17 protein-coding genes are annotated in these 17,564 nt (G+C 58.4%); 11 read left to right on the top strand and 6 right to left on the bottom strand.

Annotation, left to right across the window (positions count from 1 at the left end; all coding sequences use genetic code 11):
- Positions 1–38: 38 nt before the first annotated feature.
- On the bottom strand, positions 39–368 hold the full coding sequence (mdtI, locus tag Electrica_RS11630; protein WP_131049613.1) for a multidrug/spermidine efflux SMR transporter subunit MdtI: 330 nt from the start codon (positions 366–368) through the stop codon (positions 39–41).
- Positions 355–717: a multidrug/spermidine efflux SMR transporter subunit MdtJ gene (mdtJ, locus tag Electrica_RS11625; RefSeq protein WP_131049614.1), complete on the bottom strand. Its 363-nt coding sequence runs from the start codon at positions 715–717 to the stop codon at positions 355–357. Before mdtJ ends, mdtI begins: the two co-directional genes overlap by 14 nt.
- A 550-nt stretch (positions 718–1,267) precedes the next feature.
- On the opposite strand from mdtJ, the gene Electrica_RS11615 reads away from it, so the two are divergent.
- The 9 genes from Electrica_RS11615 (at position 1,268) to mdcH (ending at position 10,132) form a co-directional block, all read left to right on the top strand.
- On the top strand, positions 1,268–2,299 hold the full coding sequence (locus Electrica_RS11615) for an AI-2E family transporter (protein WP_100685039.1): 1,032 nt from the start codon (positions 1,268–1,270) through the stop codon (positions 2,297–2,299).
- Positions 2,300–2,944: 645 nt separating this feature from the next.
- Complete coding sequence (gene mdcA, locus Electrica_RS11605) at positions 2,945–4,600, top strand: malonate decarboxylase subunit alpha (protein WP_141964526.1); 1,656 nt, start codon at positions 2,945–2,947, stop codon at positions 4,598–4,600.
- Positions 4,600–5,460 (top strand): triphosphoribosyl-dephospho-CoA synthase, encoded by an 861-nt coding sequence (locus Electrica_RS11600; RefSeq protein WP_100685041.1) that lies wholly within the window; start codon positions 4,600–4,602, stop codon positions 5,458–5,460. The genes mdcA and Electrica_RS11600 overlap by 1 nt, the downstream gene beginning before the upstream one ends.
- 10 nt (positions 5,461–5,470) lie before the next feature.
- Positions 5,471–5,770 carry a malonate decarboxylase acyl carrier protein gene (mdcC, locus tag Electrica_RS11595; RefSeq protein WP_141964525.1) on the top strand — a complete coding sequence of 100 codons (300 nt, stop codon included), beginning with the start codon at positions 5,471–5,473 and terminating at the stop codon, positions 5,768–5,770.
- A complete protein-coding gene (locus tag Electrica_RS11590; RefSeq protein ID WP_131049619.1) occupies positions 5,763–6,596 on the top strand; it encodes a biotin-independent malonate decarboxylase subunit beta in 834 nt (277 codons plus the stop codon). The genes mdcC and Electrica_RS11590 overlap by 8 nt, the downstream gene beginning before the upstream one ends.
- A complete protein-coding gene (mdcE, locus tag Electrica_RS11585; protein WP_142255877.1) occupies positions 6,596–7,396 on the top strand; it encodes a biotin-independent malonate decarboxylase subunit gamma in 801 nt (266 codons plus the stop codon). The genes Electrica_RS11590 and mdcE overlap by 1 nt, the downstream gene beginning before the upstream one ends.
- Before the next feature lie 255 nt (positions 7,397–7,651).
- Positions 7,652–8,611 (top strand): AEC family transporter, encoded by a 960-nt coding sequence (locus Electrica_RS11580; RefSeq protein WP_100685044.1) that lies wholly within the window; start codon positions 7,652–7,654, stop codon positions 8,609–8,611.
- Between the two features lies 1 nt (position 8,612).
- On the top strand, positions 8,613–9,233 hold the full coding sequence (locus Electrica_RS11575) for a malonate decarboxylase holo-ACP synthase (RefSeq protein ID WP_141964524.1): 621 nt from the start codon (positions 8,613–8,615) through the stop codon (positions 9,231–9,233).
- Positions 9,230–10,132 (top strand): malonate decarboxylase subunit epsilon, encoded by a 903-nt coding sequence (mdcH, locus tag Electrica_RS11570; protein ID WP_141964523.1) that lies wholly within the window; start codon positions 9,230–9,232, stop codon positions 10,130–10,132. Before Electrica_RS11575 ends, mdcH begins: the two co-directional genes overlap by 4 nt.
- Here the strand turns inward: mdcH and Electrica_RS11565 are convergent.
- From Electrica_RS11565 to Electrica_RS11555, 3 genes are all read right to left on the bottom strand, one after another.
- Entirely contained in the window at positions 10,122–11,048 is a 927-nt protein-coding gene (locus tag Electrica_RS11565) for a LysR family transcriptional regulator (RefSeq protein ID WP_131049622.1), read from the bottom strand. The genes mdcH and Electrica_RS11565 overlap by 11 nt on opposite strands.
- A gap of 205 nt (positions 11,049–11,253) precedes the next feature.
- Positions 11,254–12,867 (bottom strand): malate dehydrogenase (quinone), encoded by a 1,614-nt coding sequence (mqo, locus tag Electrica_RS11560; protein ID WP_266095184.1) that lies wholly within the window; start codon positions 12,865–12,867, stop codon positions 11,254–11,256.
- A 316-nt stretch (positions 12,868–13,183) separates the two neighbouring features.
- Complete coding sequence (locus Electrica_RS11555; protein ID WP_141964521.1) at positions 13,184–14,104, bottom strand: N-acetylmuramic acid 6-phosphate etherase; 921 nt, start codon at positions 14,102–14,104, stop codon at positions 13,184–13,186.
- Between the two features lie 174 nt (positions 14,105–14,278).
- Between Electrica_RS11555 and Electrica_RS11550 the strand changes: the two genes are divergently transcribed.
- Together Electrica_RS11550 and dcuR are read left to right on the top strand one after the other, a co-directional pair.
- Positions 14,279–15,898: a sensor histidine kinase gene (locus Electrica_RS11550; protein WP_141964520.1), complete on the top strand. Its 1,620-nt coding sequence runs from the start codon at positions 14,279–14,281 to the stop codon at positions 15,896–15,898.
- Entirely contained in the window at positions 15,895–16,614 is a 720-nt protein-coding gene (dcuR, locus tag Electrica_RS11545) for a two-component system response regulator DcuR (RefSeq protein ID WP_100685050.1), read from the top strand. Before Electrica_RS11550 ends, dcuR begins: the two co-directional genes overlap by 4 nt.
- On the opposite strand, the gene Electrica_RS11540 is transcribed toward dcuR, so the two are convergent.
- Positions 16,595–17,557 carry an FAD:protein FMN transferase gene (locus Electrica_RS11540; protein ID WP_131049626.1) on the bottom strand — a complete coding sequence of 321 codons (963 nt, stop codon included), beginning with the start codon at positions 17,555–17,557 and terminating at the stop codon, positions 16,595–16,597. The two genes, dcuR and Electrica_RS11540, sit on opposite strands and share 20 nt — an antisense overlap.
- Positions 17,558–17,564: the final 7 nt, after the last annotated feature.

Genomic DNA, 17,564 nt, shown 5'->3' with positions numbered 1-17,564 from the left:
ACAAATTTTGCCGCCTGCGGAAAACAGGCGGCAGCAGATTACGCCAGTTTAATCAGCACCATGCCGGTCACCAGCAATATCACGCCAATCCAGCCTTTATGGTTTAAGCGTTGGCCGAATAAAATCCATCCCGCCGCAAGAGTGGCGGCAATACCGAAGCCGCCCCACAGCGCATAGGCCACCGACAGGTCAATCCCCTTCACCGCCTGGGACAGCGCGCTGAAGGCCCCCAGCACCGCCAGCAGCGACAATATGCCGTAGACTTTACGACGAAAACCGTCTGAGAATTTCAAAAAGACGTTAGCGCTAATTTCCAGCACGATAGCCAGCGCCAGCCAGGCGCCATGAACCCACTCAAACTGTTGCATGGGCCGCCTCCGTTGGCTGCTTCGCCTTTTTTTGGCTACCGGATTTAATTAACACAATCCCGACCACCAACGTCGCCAGGCCAGCCATTTTGACCAGCGAAAGCGCTTCATCAAACAGCAGGACGCTGAATAAAGTGATCAGCAAAATACCAATCCCCTCCCACAGGGCATAGGCCACGCCGAGGGCGATTTTTTTAACGGCAAAAGCCAAAAATATATAGGAAAGCGCAATCATTACCAGCATTAAAATAAAGCCGGTGTGCCCACCGCTGACGCTGGCCCACTTCATAGAAAGGGTGCCGATAATTTCAGCAACGATTGCAAAAGCTAATAACATCCAATAAAACATAATCCTTCTCCTGCTAGAGAATATAATCCACTACGGCTTACAGCGAAGGTAAACCGGAAAAATTCTGAGATTGTTTAGCCGTGCGCAGTGCGCCAGCTCAGGCAGAGAGAAAGGACTAAAGCGCGGAGCGCCAGTGTTGCTCGCCGACAAAGCGGCAGCCAGGGAAGGAAACTGCAGGGTGAGTCGAAATATACATCCTGAACTGATTGTCCATAAAATTACAATTATCCGCGGTATTGCTTCTCGTCATTGCGGATGAGTATTGTCCTCGGTAGTTATACACGGTAAATTTGTACCATAATGCTACATTATACTCAAAGTCTTTGCACTTCTTTACGTCTGTCATTTGATTTTGATTAGCTTTTACTGATGCCAATCGCCATTATGATGGCGCTTCAGTATTTTATTTTCGCCACCGAATTGTTTTCACCATCGTAGACGTTTTAGCAAGGGCAGTTAGTCTGCCCGACCGATGCAGTTTTTGCTGATTTTACCCGCGCATTCGGGTCTACACTGTGAGGAAAATCCGGTCATTTTTTCAGGGACACACATGGCTAAACCCATCATTACGCTTAATGGATTAAAGATTGTCATCATGCTGGGCATGCTGGTCATCATTCTCACCGGTATCCGCTTTGCCGCGGATATCATCGTCCCGTTCATCCTTGCGCTGTTCCTCGCCGTGGTCATTAACCCCGTAGTGCGGCTGATGATGCGCTGTCGGGTCCCGCGCGTGCTGGCCATTTCGTTGTTAGTCAGCGCGATTGTCATGCTGGCGGTGGTGTTGCTGGCCTCATTAGGTACCTCGCTGAATGAACTGGCGCGCACGCTGCCGCAGTACCGCGCCTCGCTCAACGAGCCGGTACAAACCGTGACGCCCTGGCTACAGCGCTTTGGGTTTACCGTTTCCGTTGTCGAGTTGAATAAATACATCGACCCCAACGCGGTCATGACGATGGTGACCAGCCTGCTTACCCAGTTGTCAAACGCCATGTCCTCCATCTTCCTCTTGCTGCTGACGGTGGTCTTTATGCTGCTGGAAGTTCCCCAACTGCCGGCTAAGCTGCAACAATTGATGTCCAGGCCGGTGGAAGGTATGGGCGCCATCCAGCGCGCGATCGACAGCGTCTCTCACTACCTGGTGCTAAAAACCGCCATCAGTCTGGTAACCGGGATGGTGGTCTGGGGCATGCTGGTACTGCTGGACGTTCGCTTCGCCTTTATGTGGGGGCTGCTGGCGTTTGCTCTCAACTATATTCCGAATATTGGCTCGGTCCTGGCCGCCATTCCGCCCATTTTGCAGGTGCTGGTGTTCGGCGGATTGTACGAGGCGCTGGTGGTGCTGGCAGGCTACCTGGTGATTAACCTGGTCTTCGGGAATATTCTTGAGCCGCGGATCATGGGGCGCGGTCTGGGGCTATCAACGCTGGTGGTCTTTCTGTCGTTGATTTTCTGGGGATGGCTGCTGGGGCCCGTTGGCATGCTGCTTTCCGTCCCGTTGACGATCATTGTTAAAATCGCGCTTGAGCAGAGTCCCGGCGGGCGGAGTATTGCCGTCCTGCTGAGCGATTTAAGTCACTAGGCTGGCGTTCACGCTGGCGGCGCAATGCCGCCAGCGGCAAGTATTCCCGGCGTCTTAGCTTCCCCCTCTGTGGCTGGCGGACTTATCATCACAGGCGCGGCCGACGCTGTTCTGAGTGAGCATAACGAATTTATCACATCCGATCATGCCATGTATCTGTCCGGCACGTTGACGATTCTGCCCGATATGAGTCATTTCGCCCTTTTGCAGCGGCCGGTGGTTTTTTTACCGGGTCACGGGGAAAATTTTCCGGAAACGCCCTCACACAAGCCGCTCTCCCCATGAAATATCAGAATGTAAGGGGCATGCTTAAGGCCGTGAACCAGACCCTGAGAAGAAACTATCCACGCTGCTGTTCGAATGCCAGCGCCTTTTCGATAAGGTTTCATGGCCCACATAGCAATAATCGCTGGACGCATCATCGGATACTGATGTTGTAACGCTGGCGGAGATTTCCCCCATCTTCCCCCATAGCCTACGTCCCAACCCCCATCTTCGATCCCCGTCACATAATCACCCAGGCAATTATTACTCTCAGACTAACAATCTGCGCTTCAGCTTAATTGATGCGCTACCCCTTACGGAGCAGACTGACTGCAGCATAAATCCAGGCAAAAAATGATTTGCTGAATCAGGAGGTTAATAATGAATGCTGGCCAAACTCCGGCCCGGAACTGGAACACACGCCGCAGCGAGAAAGCGCGGCGCGTTGCCTCCCTTCCGGTGCAGGGCAAGGTAATTCCCACTGACGGTCTGGTGGATGCGCTGGAGAAACTGATTGCTCCCGGCGACCGCGTGGTGCTTGAAGGCAATAACCAGAAACAGGCCGATTTTCTCTCCCGCGGGCTTGCGGCGGTCAATCCGGCGAAAGTCCACAATCTGCATATGATCATGCCCAGCGTCGGGCGCAGTGAACATCTGGATCTCTTCGAAAAAGGGATTGCCCGCAAACTCGACTTCTCGTTCTCCGGCACCCAAAGCCTGCGGATTTCGCAGCTGCTGGAAGATGGTCTGCTGGAAATTGGCGCGATTCACACCTACATCGAGCTTTACTCGCGCCTGTATGTCGACCTGTCGCCGAACGTCGCGCTGATCGCCGGGTATAAAGCCGACCGCAAAGGCAACCTTTACACCGGTCCCAGCACCGAAGATACCCCGGCGCTGGTCGAGGCCGCCGCCTTCCACGACGGGATCGTTATCGCCCAGGTCAACGAACTGGTGGATGACGAGTGCGACCTGCCGCGCGTCGATATCCCCGGCTCGTGGATTGACTACGTGGTGGTGGCCGACAAACCGTTCTTTATCGAACCTCTCTTTACCCGCGACCCGCGCCTGATTAAGCAAGAACATATTCTGATGGCGATGATGGCGATTAAAGGCATCTACGCCGAACACCAGGTACAGTCGCTCAATCACGGGATCGGCTTTAACACCGCCGCCATTGAACTGCTGCTCCCGACCTATGGCGAACAGCTGGGGCTGCGAGGCAAAATCTGTAAACACTGGACGCTGAACCCGCATCCGACGCTGATCCCAGCGATTGAAAGCGGCTGGGTGGAAAGCGTGCACTGTTTTGGCGGCGAACTGGGAATGGAAGAGTACATCCGCGCCCGCCCGGATGTGTTCTTTACCGGCGCCGATGGCTCCATGCGTTCTAACCGTGCCTTCTGCCAGTTGGCGGGTCAGTACGCGGTCGATATGTTTATCGGCTCGACCCTACAGGTTGATGGTCTCGCCAACTCCTCTACCGTCACCCGCGGCCGTCTTTCCGGATTCGGCGGCGCGCCGAACATGGGCCATGACCCGCACGGTCGTCGTCATGCGACGCCAGCCTGGCTGAACATGATAACCGAACCGGACCCGATGCAGCGCGGCAAAAAGCTGGTGGTGCAGATGGTCGAAACTTTCCAGGCTGGCGTGAAGCCGACCTTTGTCGAACAACTCGATGCCGTTGAAGTAGCGAAATCCTCCGGTATGCCGCTGGCGCCGGTGATGATCTACGGCGATGACGTCACCCATGTGCTGACCGAAGAAGGCATTGCCTATCTCTACCGCGCGGAGAGCCTCGAAGAGCGGCGGGCGATGGTTGCCGCCGTTGCCGGCATCACCGACATCGGGCTGGGCGTCGACGCCAGTCGCGTCGCCGAACTGCGTCGCAGCGGCAAAGTGGTCTATCCGGAAGATATCGGTATTCGCCGCAGCGATGCGACCCGCTCCCTGCTCGCCGCCGGCAGCGTTGCCGACCTGGTCGAATGGTCCGAGGGTCTTTACAACCCACCTGCCAAATTCCGGAGCTGGTAATGAAACTCCTGTCACAGACTCATGCCGAGGCGCAGGTCGAGAAGCTGGCGTTGATCGCCCGCGATTGCCTGATCGACGAAGCGCGATTAAGTCCGAAGCCGGGTCTGGTGGACAGCCGGGGAAACGGCGCTCATCACGACCTGTCGTTAGATCTGATGGAACGCTCGGCGCACAGCCTGACCCCGACGTTTCTGCAACTGGCCCGGCAGAGCTGGCTGCGTCCGGCCGACATCGCCCTGCGCGAAAGCGTTGGTCGTTTAGGACGCGAAGGCGAACGGCAGATGATGGCGGCCACCGACGGCGTGAATACCCATCGCGGCGCCATTTGGGCGCTGGGGTTACTGGTTAGCGCGAGCGCGATGTTAAGCGCCAACGCCAGCGCGCAGCAGATTGCGGACACTGCCGCCCTGCTCGCCCGTCTGCCGGACAGCGCTGCGCCGAAAGTCTTCAGCAAAGGGCTGAAGGCGACGCACCGCTACCGGGTACCGGGCGCGCGTGAGGAAGCGCAGCAGGCGTTCCCGCACGTGATGAAACTGGCGCTGCCCCAGCTGTTGCGCAGCCGCGCACAGGGCGCCGGTGAAAACGCGGCTCGTCTTGACGCGCTGATGGCGGTCATGACCTCGCTCAGCGATACCTGCGTCCTTTCCCGTGCCGGGATGCCCGGCCTTATAGCGATGCAGAGCGGCGCGCGCGCCGTGCTGACTGCTGGCGGCAGCGCCACGGTTCAGGGCCGCAAAGCGCTCGCCGGACTCGACGCACAGATGCTCGCGCTCAACGCCTCTCCCGGCGGCGCCGCCGATTTGCTCGCCGCCACGCTGTTTCTCGACAGGGTCAGCCAGCCCGCGTCTTGCTCATTTTAAAGAGGATGTTATGGAACACATTACATTGTCATTCCCTGCCAGCCGCACCCTGAGTGGTAAAGCCCTGGCAGGCGTCGTTGGCTCCGGTGATATGGAAGTGCTGTTCACCGCGGCAGTCGGTGACACGCTCAACATTGATATCACCACCTCCGTGGACAACAGCACTCACCGCTGGAACGCGCTGTTTGACCGCCTGAACCTGACCAACGGCCTGCCGGCAGGCACGCTGATTATTCACGACTTCGGCGCGACGCCGGGTGTGGCGCGCATTCGCATCGAACAGATTTTTGAGGAGGTTAACCATGCGTAACGACCGCAGCTTTATTGAATTACGCGCCCGTGAACGCGCCCGGACGCTGCTTGATGAGGGCAGCTACCGCGAACTGCTCGATCCGTTCGCCGGGATAATGTCGCCGTGGCTGGCACCGCAGGGCGTCGTCCCGCAGTCTGACGATGGCATGGTGGTCGCTCGCGGCACCATCAACGGTCAGTCCGCGGTGGCAATCGCCATCGAAGGCACTTTCCAGGGCGGCAGCATGGGCGAAGTCTCCGGCGCGAAAATGGCGGCGGCGCTGGAGCTGGCGGCAGAAGACAACCGCAACGGCATCCCGACGCTGGCGGTGCTGTGCCTCGAAACCGGCGGCGTGCGCCTGCAGGAGGCTAACCTCGGTCTCGCAGCCATCGCCGACATTCATGCGGCGATTGTGGACCTGCGTCGCTACACCCCGGTGGTCGGCATTATCGCCGGCACCGTCGGCTGCTTCGGCGGGATGTCCATCGCCGCCGCGCTGTGCAGCTACCTGATTGTCACCCGCGAAGCGCGTCTGGGCCTCAACGGCCCGCAGGTCATCGAGCAGGAAGCGGGTATTGACGAGTACGACTCTCGCGATCGCCCGTTTATCTGGAGCATGACCGGCGGCGAAATCCGTTATGCCAGCGGGCTGGTCGATGCGCTGGTCGGCGACGGCGTCAAGGCGGTGAAATCGGCGCTGAATGAGGCCATTGCCAGAGGCGTCCCGGCACAAAACCGCAGCGATAACTATGCGGATTACCTCGCCCGCCTGACCCACTTCGATACCCGCCAGCAGGCGGATACCGCGCAGATCAAACAGCTTTTTGCCCGGGAGGTGAAATGATGACGCAGTCCAATAGCCGTGGCGCCGTATGGCTGGAAAAACTGGCGCCGAATGCGCCGCGCATGAGCGGTCTTTGCCCGTCCGTACAAGTTGCCGACGGGGAGCTGAACAATGAGGCCGTACGCTTCATCGCCGTGGTGCCGGACGCCAACAACCACTACCCGCGCGCCGCCAAAGGCGAAGTGGGTCTGCTGGAAGGCTGGACGCTGGCGAAAGTGGTCAATGAAACCCTCGCTGCCGACGCTAACAGCGATGTCAAACGCCCGATTGTGGCGGTGATTGACGTCCCGAGCCAGGCCTATGGCCGCCGCGAAGAGGCGTTCGGTATTCACCAGGCGCTGGCCGGTGCCGCGGGCGCGTATGCAAAAGCGCGCCTCGCGGGCCATCCGGTGATCGGTCTGATCGTCGGCAAGGCGATGTCCGGCGCGTTTCTGGCGCACGGCTACCAGGCCAACCGCCTGATTGCCATCAACGACAAAGGCGTGCTGGTGCATGCGATGGGCAAAGCGTCCGCCGCACGGATCACGCTACGCACCGTCGAAGCGCTGGAAAAACTGGCGGCGACCATTCCCCCCATGGCCTACGACGTCAGCAACTACGCCACCCTCGGCCTGCTCTCCGACCTGCTCAATCTCAGCAACCCGGATGCCCCGTCTGATGCTGACCTGGCGCTGGTGGAGATAACCGTGCAAAAAGCCATTGCCGATGCGCGTAAAGACCCCACGTTGCAAAACCGCCTCGGCGCGGAAAATCGCCGTAGCTCTGCCCTGGTCCGCGAACGGATGCGCGCCAGCTGGTAACGAGCTGCATCAGAAGTACGTAAAAAAAGACCTGCCGAAAGCGGCGACCGTCGGGCGCAGCATAGCGCCCACGGCTCGCTGCTTTTAGAAAATTAAAAACATCGCAATTAGCCCAATACGCTGAATCATTCACGCTGGAGCAAGGCGGCACTGAGCCAATCCCCATGAGCTGACTTGAATAAGTGGCTGGGGGGCGGGAGGCGGGCAGCCGAAGGACGACGCGTATCTCTTTTTTTATCTACAGGTGATTACTCTATGACTTATGTAATTGTTCATGCCCTGGCGCCGATTTTTATCATCATGCTGCTGGGCTTCTGGGCTGGCAAAGCCAAAATGGTCGACAACAAAAACGTATCGCTCCTGAATATCTTTGTCATGGACTTTGCCCTGCCTGCCGCGCTGTTCAGCGCCACCGTGCAGACGCCGTGGGCGGGTATCGTCGCGCAGTCCCCGCTGATTGTGGTGCTGACCGGCGCCATGTGGATAACCTATGCGGCGATCTATTTTCTCGCCACCGGGGTGTTTAAAAAATCGCCGCAGGACGCGGCGGTGCTGACCCTCACCGTGGCGCTGCCGAATTACGCCGCGCTCGGTCTGCCCATTCTCGGCAGCGTGCTGGGCGAAGGCTCCGCCACTTCGCTGTCCGTGGCGGTGTCCATTGCCTGCGGCTCGGTGCTGATGACTCCGTTCTGCCTGCTGATCCTTGAACGCGAAAAAGCGCGCGCCGCCGGGGAAAACAGCGGTTCTACCCTGGCGATGCTGCCGGTGCTGATGTGGCGTTCGTTGAAAAAACCTATCGTCATGGGCCCGCTGCTCGGCGTTATCCTTTCGGCTATCGGCATCGCCATGCCGGACCTGCTGCTGGCGGCAATCAAACCGCTGGGGCTGTCTGCCACCGCGGCCGCGCTGTTCCTGACCGGGGTGATCCTCTCTGCCCGTAAGCTGAAACTGAATGCGATGGTCGGCATCGCAACCATTGCCAAACTGCTGATCCAGCCGTTTATCGCCTGGGGTATCGTACTGGCCTTCGGTCTGCACGGTTCGGTGGCGATCACCGCGATTCTGATGATTGCCCTGTCTGCCGGTTTCTTCGGCGTGGTGTTCGGCAACCGCTTTGGCGTCCAGTCGCCGGATGCCGAAGCCGTGCTGCTGTTGAGCTCCGTTCTGTGTATCCTGTCGTTACCGCTGTTTATTACCCTGACTTCAGGACTCTGATATGACCTTTGCCCCGCGCCCGCACGATTTACTGTGGCTGAACAACGCCGACGCCTTACTGAACGTTGAGGAGCCCTGGGTGGCAACCCAGTGGCACCCCGGTTTACCGGTAGTGGTGCGGCGCGATGTCAATGAAAACCATGATATTGCGGTGGGCGTGCGCGGTATGAAGCGCGAGCAGCGCGCCGCCGGGTGGGTGAAGGCCGAGGCGGTTTCGCGCGTGGTGACGCCGGAAGCGCTCACCGACCGCGAACGCCTGCTGCACTCGCCGTTTGTCTCCCAGCCGCCGGTTCAGGCGGCTATTTTACTGACGACCTTTGCATGGCCGTGGCTGTGGGGCATTACCGGCAGCACCGGTTATGCGCTGGCCAGCGAAATTCCCGTTCTGCACGCCGATAGCGATCTCGATTTACTGATCCGCGCCCCCATGCCGCTGACTGATGATGAACTCCGGCAATGGCAGGCGCAGGTTGCGAAGCTGCCGTGTCGGGCCGACACCCAGATTGAAACGCCCTTCGGCGCCTTTGCCTTGAATGAATGGCTGCGCGATGGTCGCGTATTGCTGAAAACGTCCCGGGGCGCGCGCCTGACCGATACGCCCTGGTACAGGGAGGAAACATGAATATTTTCTTTACCTTTCCCGGTCAGGGAAACCAGCGTCCAGGTATGCTCGACGCCATTCCCGACCGTGAGGCGATCCTCGCCGAGGCCCGCAGTATACTTGGGGAAGAACTCGTCACCTTAGATAGCGCCGCAGCGCTCAGGCACACCCGGGCCGTGCAGCTGTGCCTGCTCATCACCGGGGTTGCCTGGGCGCGGGAACTCCAGCGCCAGGGGGTCCAGCCGGATATCGTCAGCGGGTTGTCGATCGGCGCCTTTCCTGCCGCGGTCATTGCCGGGGCACTGGATTTCACCAGCGCACTGCGCCTGGTGGCGCTACGCGGCGATTTAATGGAACAGGCCTATCCGCACGGTTACGGTCTGACCGCGATTATGGGACTGACGCAGGATCGGGTGGCGGCGCTGCTGCTCGCGGGTGAAACCTACATCGCTAACCTTAATGCCGACACGCAGATTGTGATTGCCGGTACCGATGAGGCGATGGCGCGCGTGGCGCAGAAGGCGCTGGCCATCGGCGCCACCAAAGCTCAGCGGCTGGCAGTCAGCGTGCCGTCACACTGCGCGCTGCTGGACACTCCGGCGGCGGCGCTGGCGCAGGCGTTCACCCGGGTCTCGTTGCAGCGCCCGCGCTGCGCTTACCTGAGCGGCTCCACCGCGCGGGTACTGTGGGATCCGCAGCGGATCGCCGACGATCTGGCGATGAATATGGCGCGGACGGTGCGCTGGCAGGATACCGTCGTCGCCGCCCAGGAGCGCGATGCCCGGCTGGCGATAGAGATGCCGCCCGGCGGCGTGCTGACCTGCCTCACCCGCCAGGCGGGCTGGCAGGGAGAGAGCCTGGCTCTTGAGAGCAGCAGTGTGGCGGTCGCCCGCCATCTGGCGCGGCGGCTTAACGGTTAAGGCTGCGGGCGTACATTCGCCCTTCCGCCGCCAGCGCCAGCAGGTCGGCGTCACGTTCACGATGGTGGGCATAGACGATAGAGATCAGCTGGCGCATCTGGTAGGGTTCCGCCAGCTTTAACAGCTGCACATCGTTTTCATACACTTTCTTCATCCGTCCCGGCAGCAGCGCAAAACCAACGCCGGCCTGCACCAGGCTAATCATTGAGAAGATATCGTTCACCCGGGTCACAATTTCGGGTTCGAATGCCGCTACCTGAAAGGCTTCCTGGAACCCGGCATAGGTGGCAAATCCTTCGGCCAGCGAGACAAACTTGCGGTCTGCGTAATCGCGCAGGTCGGCAGGCAGCACGGTATCGAGTTTCTCCACCGCCGGTGCGGCGAGGAAAATATCGTCTTCAAACAGCGGTACCACGTCAAAGGCGGAGTTGCTGAACTCCCCTTCATTGGTCGCAATCAGAATGGCGTCAAGGGCATCGTCTTCCAGCATATCCAGCAGCATCTGGTTGGATCCCATGGTCAGATCGAGCTCCAGTTCGGGTCGTCGCAGCTTCATGCCCATGATTATCCGCGGCACCGTCTCCAGCGTCAGCGAGTAGAGCGTGCCGATGCGCAAACGCCCCTGACCAACGCCGGCCACCTTGCGCGTCGCTTCCAGCCCGCGGGTCATTAAACTGGTCACATCCTGGCAGTACTCCAGCAGCGTCCAGGCCGCCGCCAGCGGCAGTAAATTTCGCCCCTTATGCACAAACAGCGAGCAGCCCACCCCTTCTTCCAGGGTATGCAGCGCCCGATGAACGCTCACTCCGCTCAGCCCCATGGCTTCGGCGGTTCTGGCGATATTCCCCTTAGCCATGAACATCATAAATATCGACAGTTTGCGAAAGGTTATCTCCTGATTAATGTCGTCTTTCATTACCTGCGCCCCGCATTTGCGTCTTTTTCTTGTCAATTCAAGCCAGTATAACCACAAACCGCGGCGAAAGTTTTAACGGGGCGCACGTTCAGCGACGGGACAAGCAGTGAGCCAGGAGGTACGCGCAGGCAGTCGGCATCCGCCAAAAAAAATGCCAGTCGGCGATGAACCAACTGGCATGCTTTCTGGCGAGCGTGAAGTCAGATTACAGCGCCATATCGTGCTGTGCCGACTCCGCAGGTTTTGCCTCGGCCGGCTTCGCGGTGGTCACCGCAGGCTGAGTCTTGCTCATGTCGATGACCGGCGGTTTCACCAGTTGCAGCGTCGCGGCGGTGTCATCCCATACCTGTTGCGTCAGGGCCGGATTATCGTTCAGCTTCTGCCCGTAGCTCGGTACGATAGCGTGAATGCGGCTCTGCCACTGCGCAGAGGCAAACTGCTCCGGGAACATCTGCTTAAGGACGTTAAGGGTGATCGGTGCCGCGGTAGATGCGCCCGGCGATGCCCCGAGCAGCGCAGAGATGGTTTTTTGTTGATCGACCACGACTTCGGTACCGAGCTTCAGGACTCCGCCTTTGTCGGCATCTTTCTTGATAATCTGCACGCGCTGACCGGCCTGGATCAGTTTCCAGTCTTCTTTACGCGCGTCCGGATAGTACTCTTTCAGCGCCGCAAAACGGTCATCATCGTTCAACATCACCTGACTGACCAGGTATTTCACCAGATCGAAGTTGTCGAGACCGACATGGGTCATCGGCAGCACGTTATCGGTGGTGGTGGTGCTCAGCAGGTCCATAAATGAACCATTTTTGAGGAATTTGGTCGAGAAGGTCGCAAACGGTCCGAACAGCACCACGCGCTTACCATCAATGAAACGGGCATCCAGGTGCGGAACCGACATCGGCGGTGCGCCAACGGAGGCCTGACCGTACACTTTTTCCAGATGTTGCTTCGTCACGTCCGGATTTTCGGTCATCAGGAAGGAGCCGCCAACCGGGAAGCCCGCATAATTATCAGCTTCCGGAATACCGGTTTTTTGCAGTAATTTCAGCGCGCCGCCACCGGCGCCGATAAAGACATATTTCGCGTCGATCGCCTGCTCCTGGCCGCTATTGACGTTTTTAATCGTCACGTGCCAGGAATTATCGGCATTACGTTTAAAATCGGTCACTTCGGCAGAGGTTTGCAGCGTGAAATTATTATTTTTCTTCAGGCTGCCGATCAGCTGACGGGTAATTTCACCGTAGTTGACATCGGTACCGACCGGAGTCCAGGTCGCCGCCACTTTTTGTTGCGGGTCGCGCCCTTCCATGACCAGCGGCGCCCATTGTTTAATTTGCGCGTGATCGGTAGAGAATTTCATCCCCTGGAAGAGTGTGGTTTGCTGCAATGCCGTATAACGCTTTTGCAGATACTCGACATTATCACCCCAGACGAAACTCATATGCGGTGTGGAATTAATAAAGGCGTGCGGATCGTGCAAAATGCCGCGTTTAACCTGCGCCGTCCAGAACTGACGGGAGATCATAAATTGCTCGTTAATATCCAGCGCTTTGCTGACATCGATGGAACCATCCGGACGCTCCGGCGTATAGTTCAGCTCCATGTTCGCTGAGTGACCGGTCCCGGCGTTGTTCCAGCCGTTAGAGGATTCCAGCGCAACGCCATCCAGTTTCTCGACCATCACCTGTTTCCAGTCCGGCTGTAATTCATGCAGCCAGGTCCCCAGGGAGGCGCTCATAATTCCGCCGCCGATCAGCAGGAAATCGGTTTTTTGAGCGGTATCAGTATTTGCATATGACGCGGTGCTGACAAACATCGCCAGCGCGGTCACAGATAAGAGAGATTTTTTTATTGCAGGCATAATAGAATTATCGCATAGCACAATGAAATAAGTGCACATATGTTAACGCATTTCCATTATATTTTAAAATATCATTTACATCTTCCGCACAGTTAATCAATTTATAATAAACACTTTTTTAACTTAAAAAAGTAAAATCTCGGGCGAGAATATAAAAGCCAGCAAATAATGGCGAGAATTAAAGGGGTTAAATCATTCCCGCCGGTTAATTTAGTTATTTATCACCACGCCGGGTCGCGGCATAACGGCGCGCTATTGCGCGCCGCAGCCCTCAATTTACGCGACTCAGCGACGAGGGCGCGGTCTCCTGCAGCGCAAGGCGCAACCGATCGTTATTTTCCGCCAGTCGATCCCGCGCCTGCCAGGCATCGAGTCCGGCTATCAGCATCAGGATTGCCGTCCGCACGTGCTGATTGCAGTTGGCCAGCGCGGCTTTGGCCTCGCTGCGCGAGCAGTCGGTGGCCGTCATAACGATGGCAATCTGGCGTTCCGTCCAGCGCGGGCTGGTGGCCTGCAGATCGACCCGCAGGTTACTGTAAACTTTGCCGCTGCGAATCGCCAGCCCGGTGGTCAGCATCGTGAGGATCTGCCGCTGCGCCATTTGCGCTTTCGGGTTACCGTACCCCGCCACCGCTTCTGGCCCGGTTTGCGGCGCAATGATGATATCCGCCAGCTGGGCGGCTTCACTCCCCGCCTGCTGGGTTAATACCGCAATTGGCGCGCCGAGCGACCAGGCGTGACGCATCGCGCCCCACACCCACGGCGTTTGCCCGCTCACCGTCAGCGCCAGCAGCATATCGTTGCTGCTAAAACGGACAGACTGCAGCTCAAGCGCGCCGAGGTCGTAATCGTTCGCGGCGGTTTCCATCTCCTGCAGCGCGGCTGCCGGGCCGCCGGCAATGAGCCCAACCAGCGCCTGCTTCTCTTCCGGCGCATACTCACTGACCGTCTGTAGCGCCGCGCGGCCGGATGCTCCGGCGCCGACAATCACCAGCCGTCCCCCCCGACTCAGGGCGGCGGCGGCATTATCGACGAGACGCGCTATCTCCGGTAAACAGGCTCCGACGGCGTCGGCAATCTGCCGATCGTCTTTATGCAGCAGAGTCAGCATATCGAGGGTGGCGAGCGTGTCGATGTGACGGGTTTCAGGGTGGCGTCGTTCCATCATTGATGCGGTTGGCTTACTGCTCATAAAAACCTCCTTTTAAATAACTCCATATTCACTATAAGGATATTTATTGCGAGGTCCTGCGAGTGAGGTCACGCTTCCCGGTTCTTTCAGCGCCGTTTTTGCTTTTTTACATAGCTTTAAGAAATGGTTACCTTCAGCGATAATAGCCCCTCGCCGAACAGTTCAGGGGATGGTATGAAGGATATCGCGGAGTCAATTCCGCCCGTGCGCAAACGTCTGATGAGTATGAAGCTGAGTACCGCGGTGACGCTTATGATTAGCAGCGTGATTGGTTCGGTACTGCTGCTGGTCTACGCGCTGTGGTTTATACAGATAAGCGACACCACCCGCGACGGGGTCAAGGATACGGCACTGGCGGTGGCACGCACATTCGCCGATATGCCGGAAGTGAAGCAGGCCCTGACGCTGCCGCCGCAGAGCGGACTCATCCAGCCGCTGGCGCTGACCATCACCCGGCGTAACGATCTGCTGTATGCCGTGGTGACCGACATGCGCGGCGTGCGCTATTCGCATCCCAACCCCCGGCTTATTGGTAAACAGTTTATCGGCGAGGATATTCAGCCCGCCTTTAATGGCAAAGAGAATGTCGCCGTCAATCACGGGGTGCTGGCCCCGGCGCTGCGCGTCTTTACCCCGGTATTCAACGACAGGCAGCAGCAAATCGGCGTGGTGGTGGTCGGGATTTCGCTGAGTAAAGTGGACGAGCAGATCGCCAAAGGCCGCTGGGACGTACTGCTAACCGTGCTGTTTAGCGCCCTGGTCTGCGGAATCGGTACCTGGAGCCTGGTGCGCGGCCTCAAGCGCGTGCTGCTGGGACTGGAGCCGCAGGAAATTTCGACGCAGTTTCAACAGCGGCAGGCGATGCTTCATTCGTTAAAAGAAGGGGTTGTCGCGGTAGATGTCGAGGGTCGCGTCACGCTGATCAACCCGGCCGCCAGCGAGATCCTGCTTAGCGGCCCCGGTAAAGAGATTGCCCATACCCCGCTACTGGCGGATCTGCAGGAGGTTTTGCAGACCGGCGAGCCGATTTACGACCGCGAGCTCGGCTGCAACGGCTTCCTGCTGATCAGCAACACCGTGCCGGTACGCAGCCAGAACGCCATCGTCGGCGCCATCAGTACCTTCCGTGATAAAACGGAAGTCAGCCAGCTGTTGCAGCGGCTGGACGGCATGGTGAATTATGTCGATGCGCTGCGCACCACCTCGCATGAATTTATGAACAAATTGCATGTGATCCTCGGCCTGTTAAACATGAAAAGTTATGACAAGCTGGAGGAGTATGTGCTGCAAACCGCCCATACTTATCAGGCGGACATTGGCGAAATTCAGCACCGCATCAAATCACCGGTGGTCGCGGGCTTTCTGATTGGTAAAATCCAGCGCGCCAAAGAGCGCGGTTTCACGCTGAACTTAGCCGAAGAGAGCCTGGTGCCCGACTGCCCCAATGAAAAGCAGGTCACCGTGCTGGTCACCGTGCTGGGTAATTTGATTGAGAATGCGCTGGATGCCATGAGCGGCCAACGCGAGGGGGAAGTCGGCCTGCTGCTGCACTATCAAAACGGCTGGCTGAGCGGCGAAGTCAGCGATGACGGGCCGGGTATTCCACCGGCGAATATTGAGGCCATCTTTAATAAAGGCTTCTCGACCAAGGGCGAGAATCGCGGCGTTGGCCTGTTTCTCGCCAGCCAGCAGCTCCGTGAACTGGGCGGCACGCTGGCCGTCGAGTCTGAGCCTGGCGTCTTTACCCAATTTTTTGTTCATCTTCCCTGGGATAGTAAAAGGAAACGTGCGTGATAAATGTATTAATTGTTGACGATGATGCCATGGTCGCCGAACTGAATCGCCTGTATGTGGCGCGAATTCCCGGCTTCCGCTGCTGTGGCACGGCGTCTACGCTGAGCAAGGCCCAGGAGATGATTAACGATAGCGGACAGGAGATCGATCTGGTGCTGCTGGATGTCTACATGCAGCATGACAGCGGACTGGATCTGCTGCCGACCATTCGCGCCTCCGGCCGCCCTGTCGACGTGATAATGATTACCTCCGCCGCCGATGCCGCCACCGTGCAGACCTCGATGCACTACGGCGTCGTCGATTATCTGATCAAGCCATTCCAGTTCCCGCGCTTCGAAGAGGCGCTGACCGCCTGGCGCGAAAAACGCAAACTGATGACCGGACAGCCCTATTATGAGCAGGCCGATGTTGACCGCCTCCTCCACGGCAACGCGCCGGAAGCCAGCGACGCGCGCAAGCTGCCGAAAGGCTTAACCGCCCAGACGCTGCGCACGCTGTGCCAGTGGATTGACGCCCATCCGGGTACCGAGTTTTCCACCGATGAACTGGCGGTGGCGGTCAATATTTCCCGCGTCTCCTGCCGGAAATATCTGATCTGGCTGGCACAGATTAATATTCTCTACACCAGCATTCACTACGGCGCCACCGGCCGCCCGGTCTATCGCTACCGACTGGTCGCCGAGCAGTACAGCCTGCTTAAGCAGTACAGTCAGTAAGCCGGTAGCTGGCGTCGAGCAGGTGGAAACGAAAGCGGCGCTGCGATGAGAGGATAATGTCGCGATTTTTGGTGACGAAAATCGCCTCAATGTCTTCGCGATGACGCAGCGCCGCACAGCCTTTTTCTACCCCCAGACCGAAGATCAAGGTGGTCCAGATATCGCCGTCGAGCGAGTCGTCGGAAATTATCGTCACGCTCTCCAGTTCGTTATCCAGCGGATAGCCGCTGCGCGGGTCGAGAATATGGTGCCAGCGTCGGCCGTCCTGCTCAAAATAGCGCTCGTAAATGCCGGACGTCACTACCGACTGGCCGACGACGTCGAGACTTCCCACCAGCGCATTATCGGCCGCAAACGGTTTTTTCAGACCAATCGACCATCCCCCCAGGGTATGCACGTTGCCGCCGAGGTTGATCAGCGCCGCGTCCACTCCCTGGCGCTGCAGGTCATCGCGAACCCGGTCGGCAATGTAGCCTTTGGCAATCGCCCCAAGGTCTATCTCCATGCCCGGTCGGGCGAGAAAAACGCTGCCAGCGGCGTCATCAAGGATCACATCCTGCGGACGGGTCAGCGCTAAGCGTGCGGCGATGTCTGCTGCGTCCGGCACGCTGTGGCCGTGAAAACCGATGCGCCATAGCTTCACCAACGGGCCGATCGCCAGATTAAAGGCGCTCTCCTGCACCATACTGGCCGCTTTCGCGCATTTGATCAGCTGATAAACCGGGCGGCTGACGCTGACCGGGTGGCGGCCGGCGGCATGATTAATCCCCATCACCTCCGAGTGCGCGCGGTTGACGGTGAACAGGTCTTCGTAGCCTTTAATCAGTTGAAAGGTGCGGGAAGCCAGGGCTTCATCGTGGGAGAACAGTTTGAGCAGGATGGGGGAACCCATCAAAACAGCGGAGTAACTATAGAGGCGTGGGTCGCCCGAGATGCCAGACATGGTTGAA

It is taken from the genome of Klebsiella electrica, assembly GCF_006711645.1.
Lineage (GTDB): Bacteria > Pseudomonadota > Gammaproteobacteria > Enterobacterales > Enterobacteriaceae > Klebsiella > Klebsiella electrica.
This window is presented reverse-complemented; position numbering and strand designations above follow the sequence as displayed.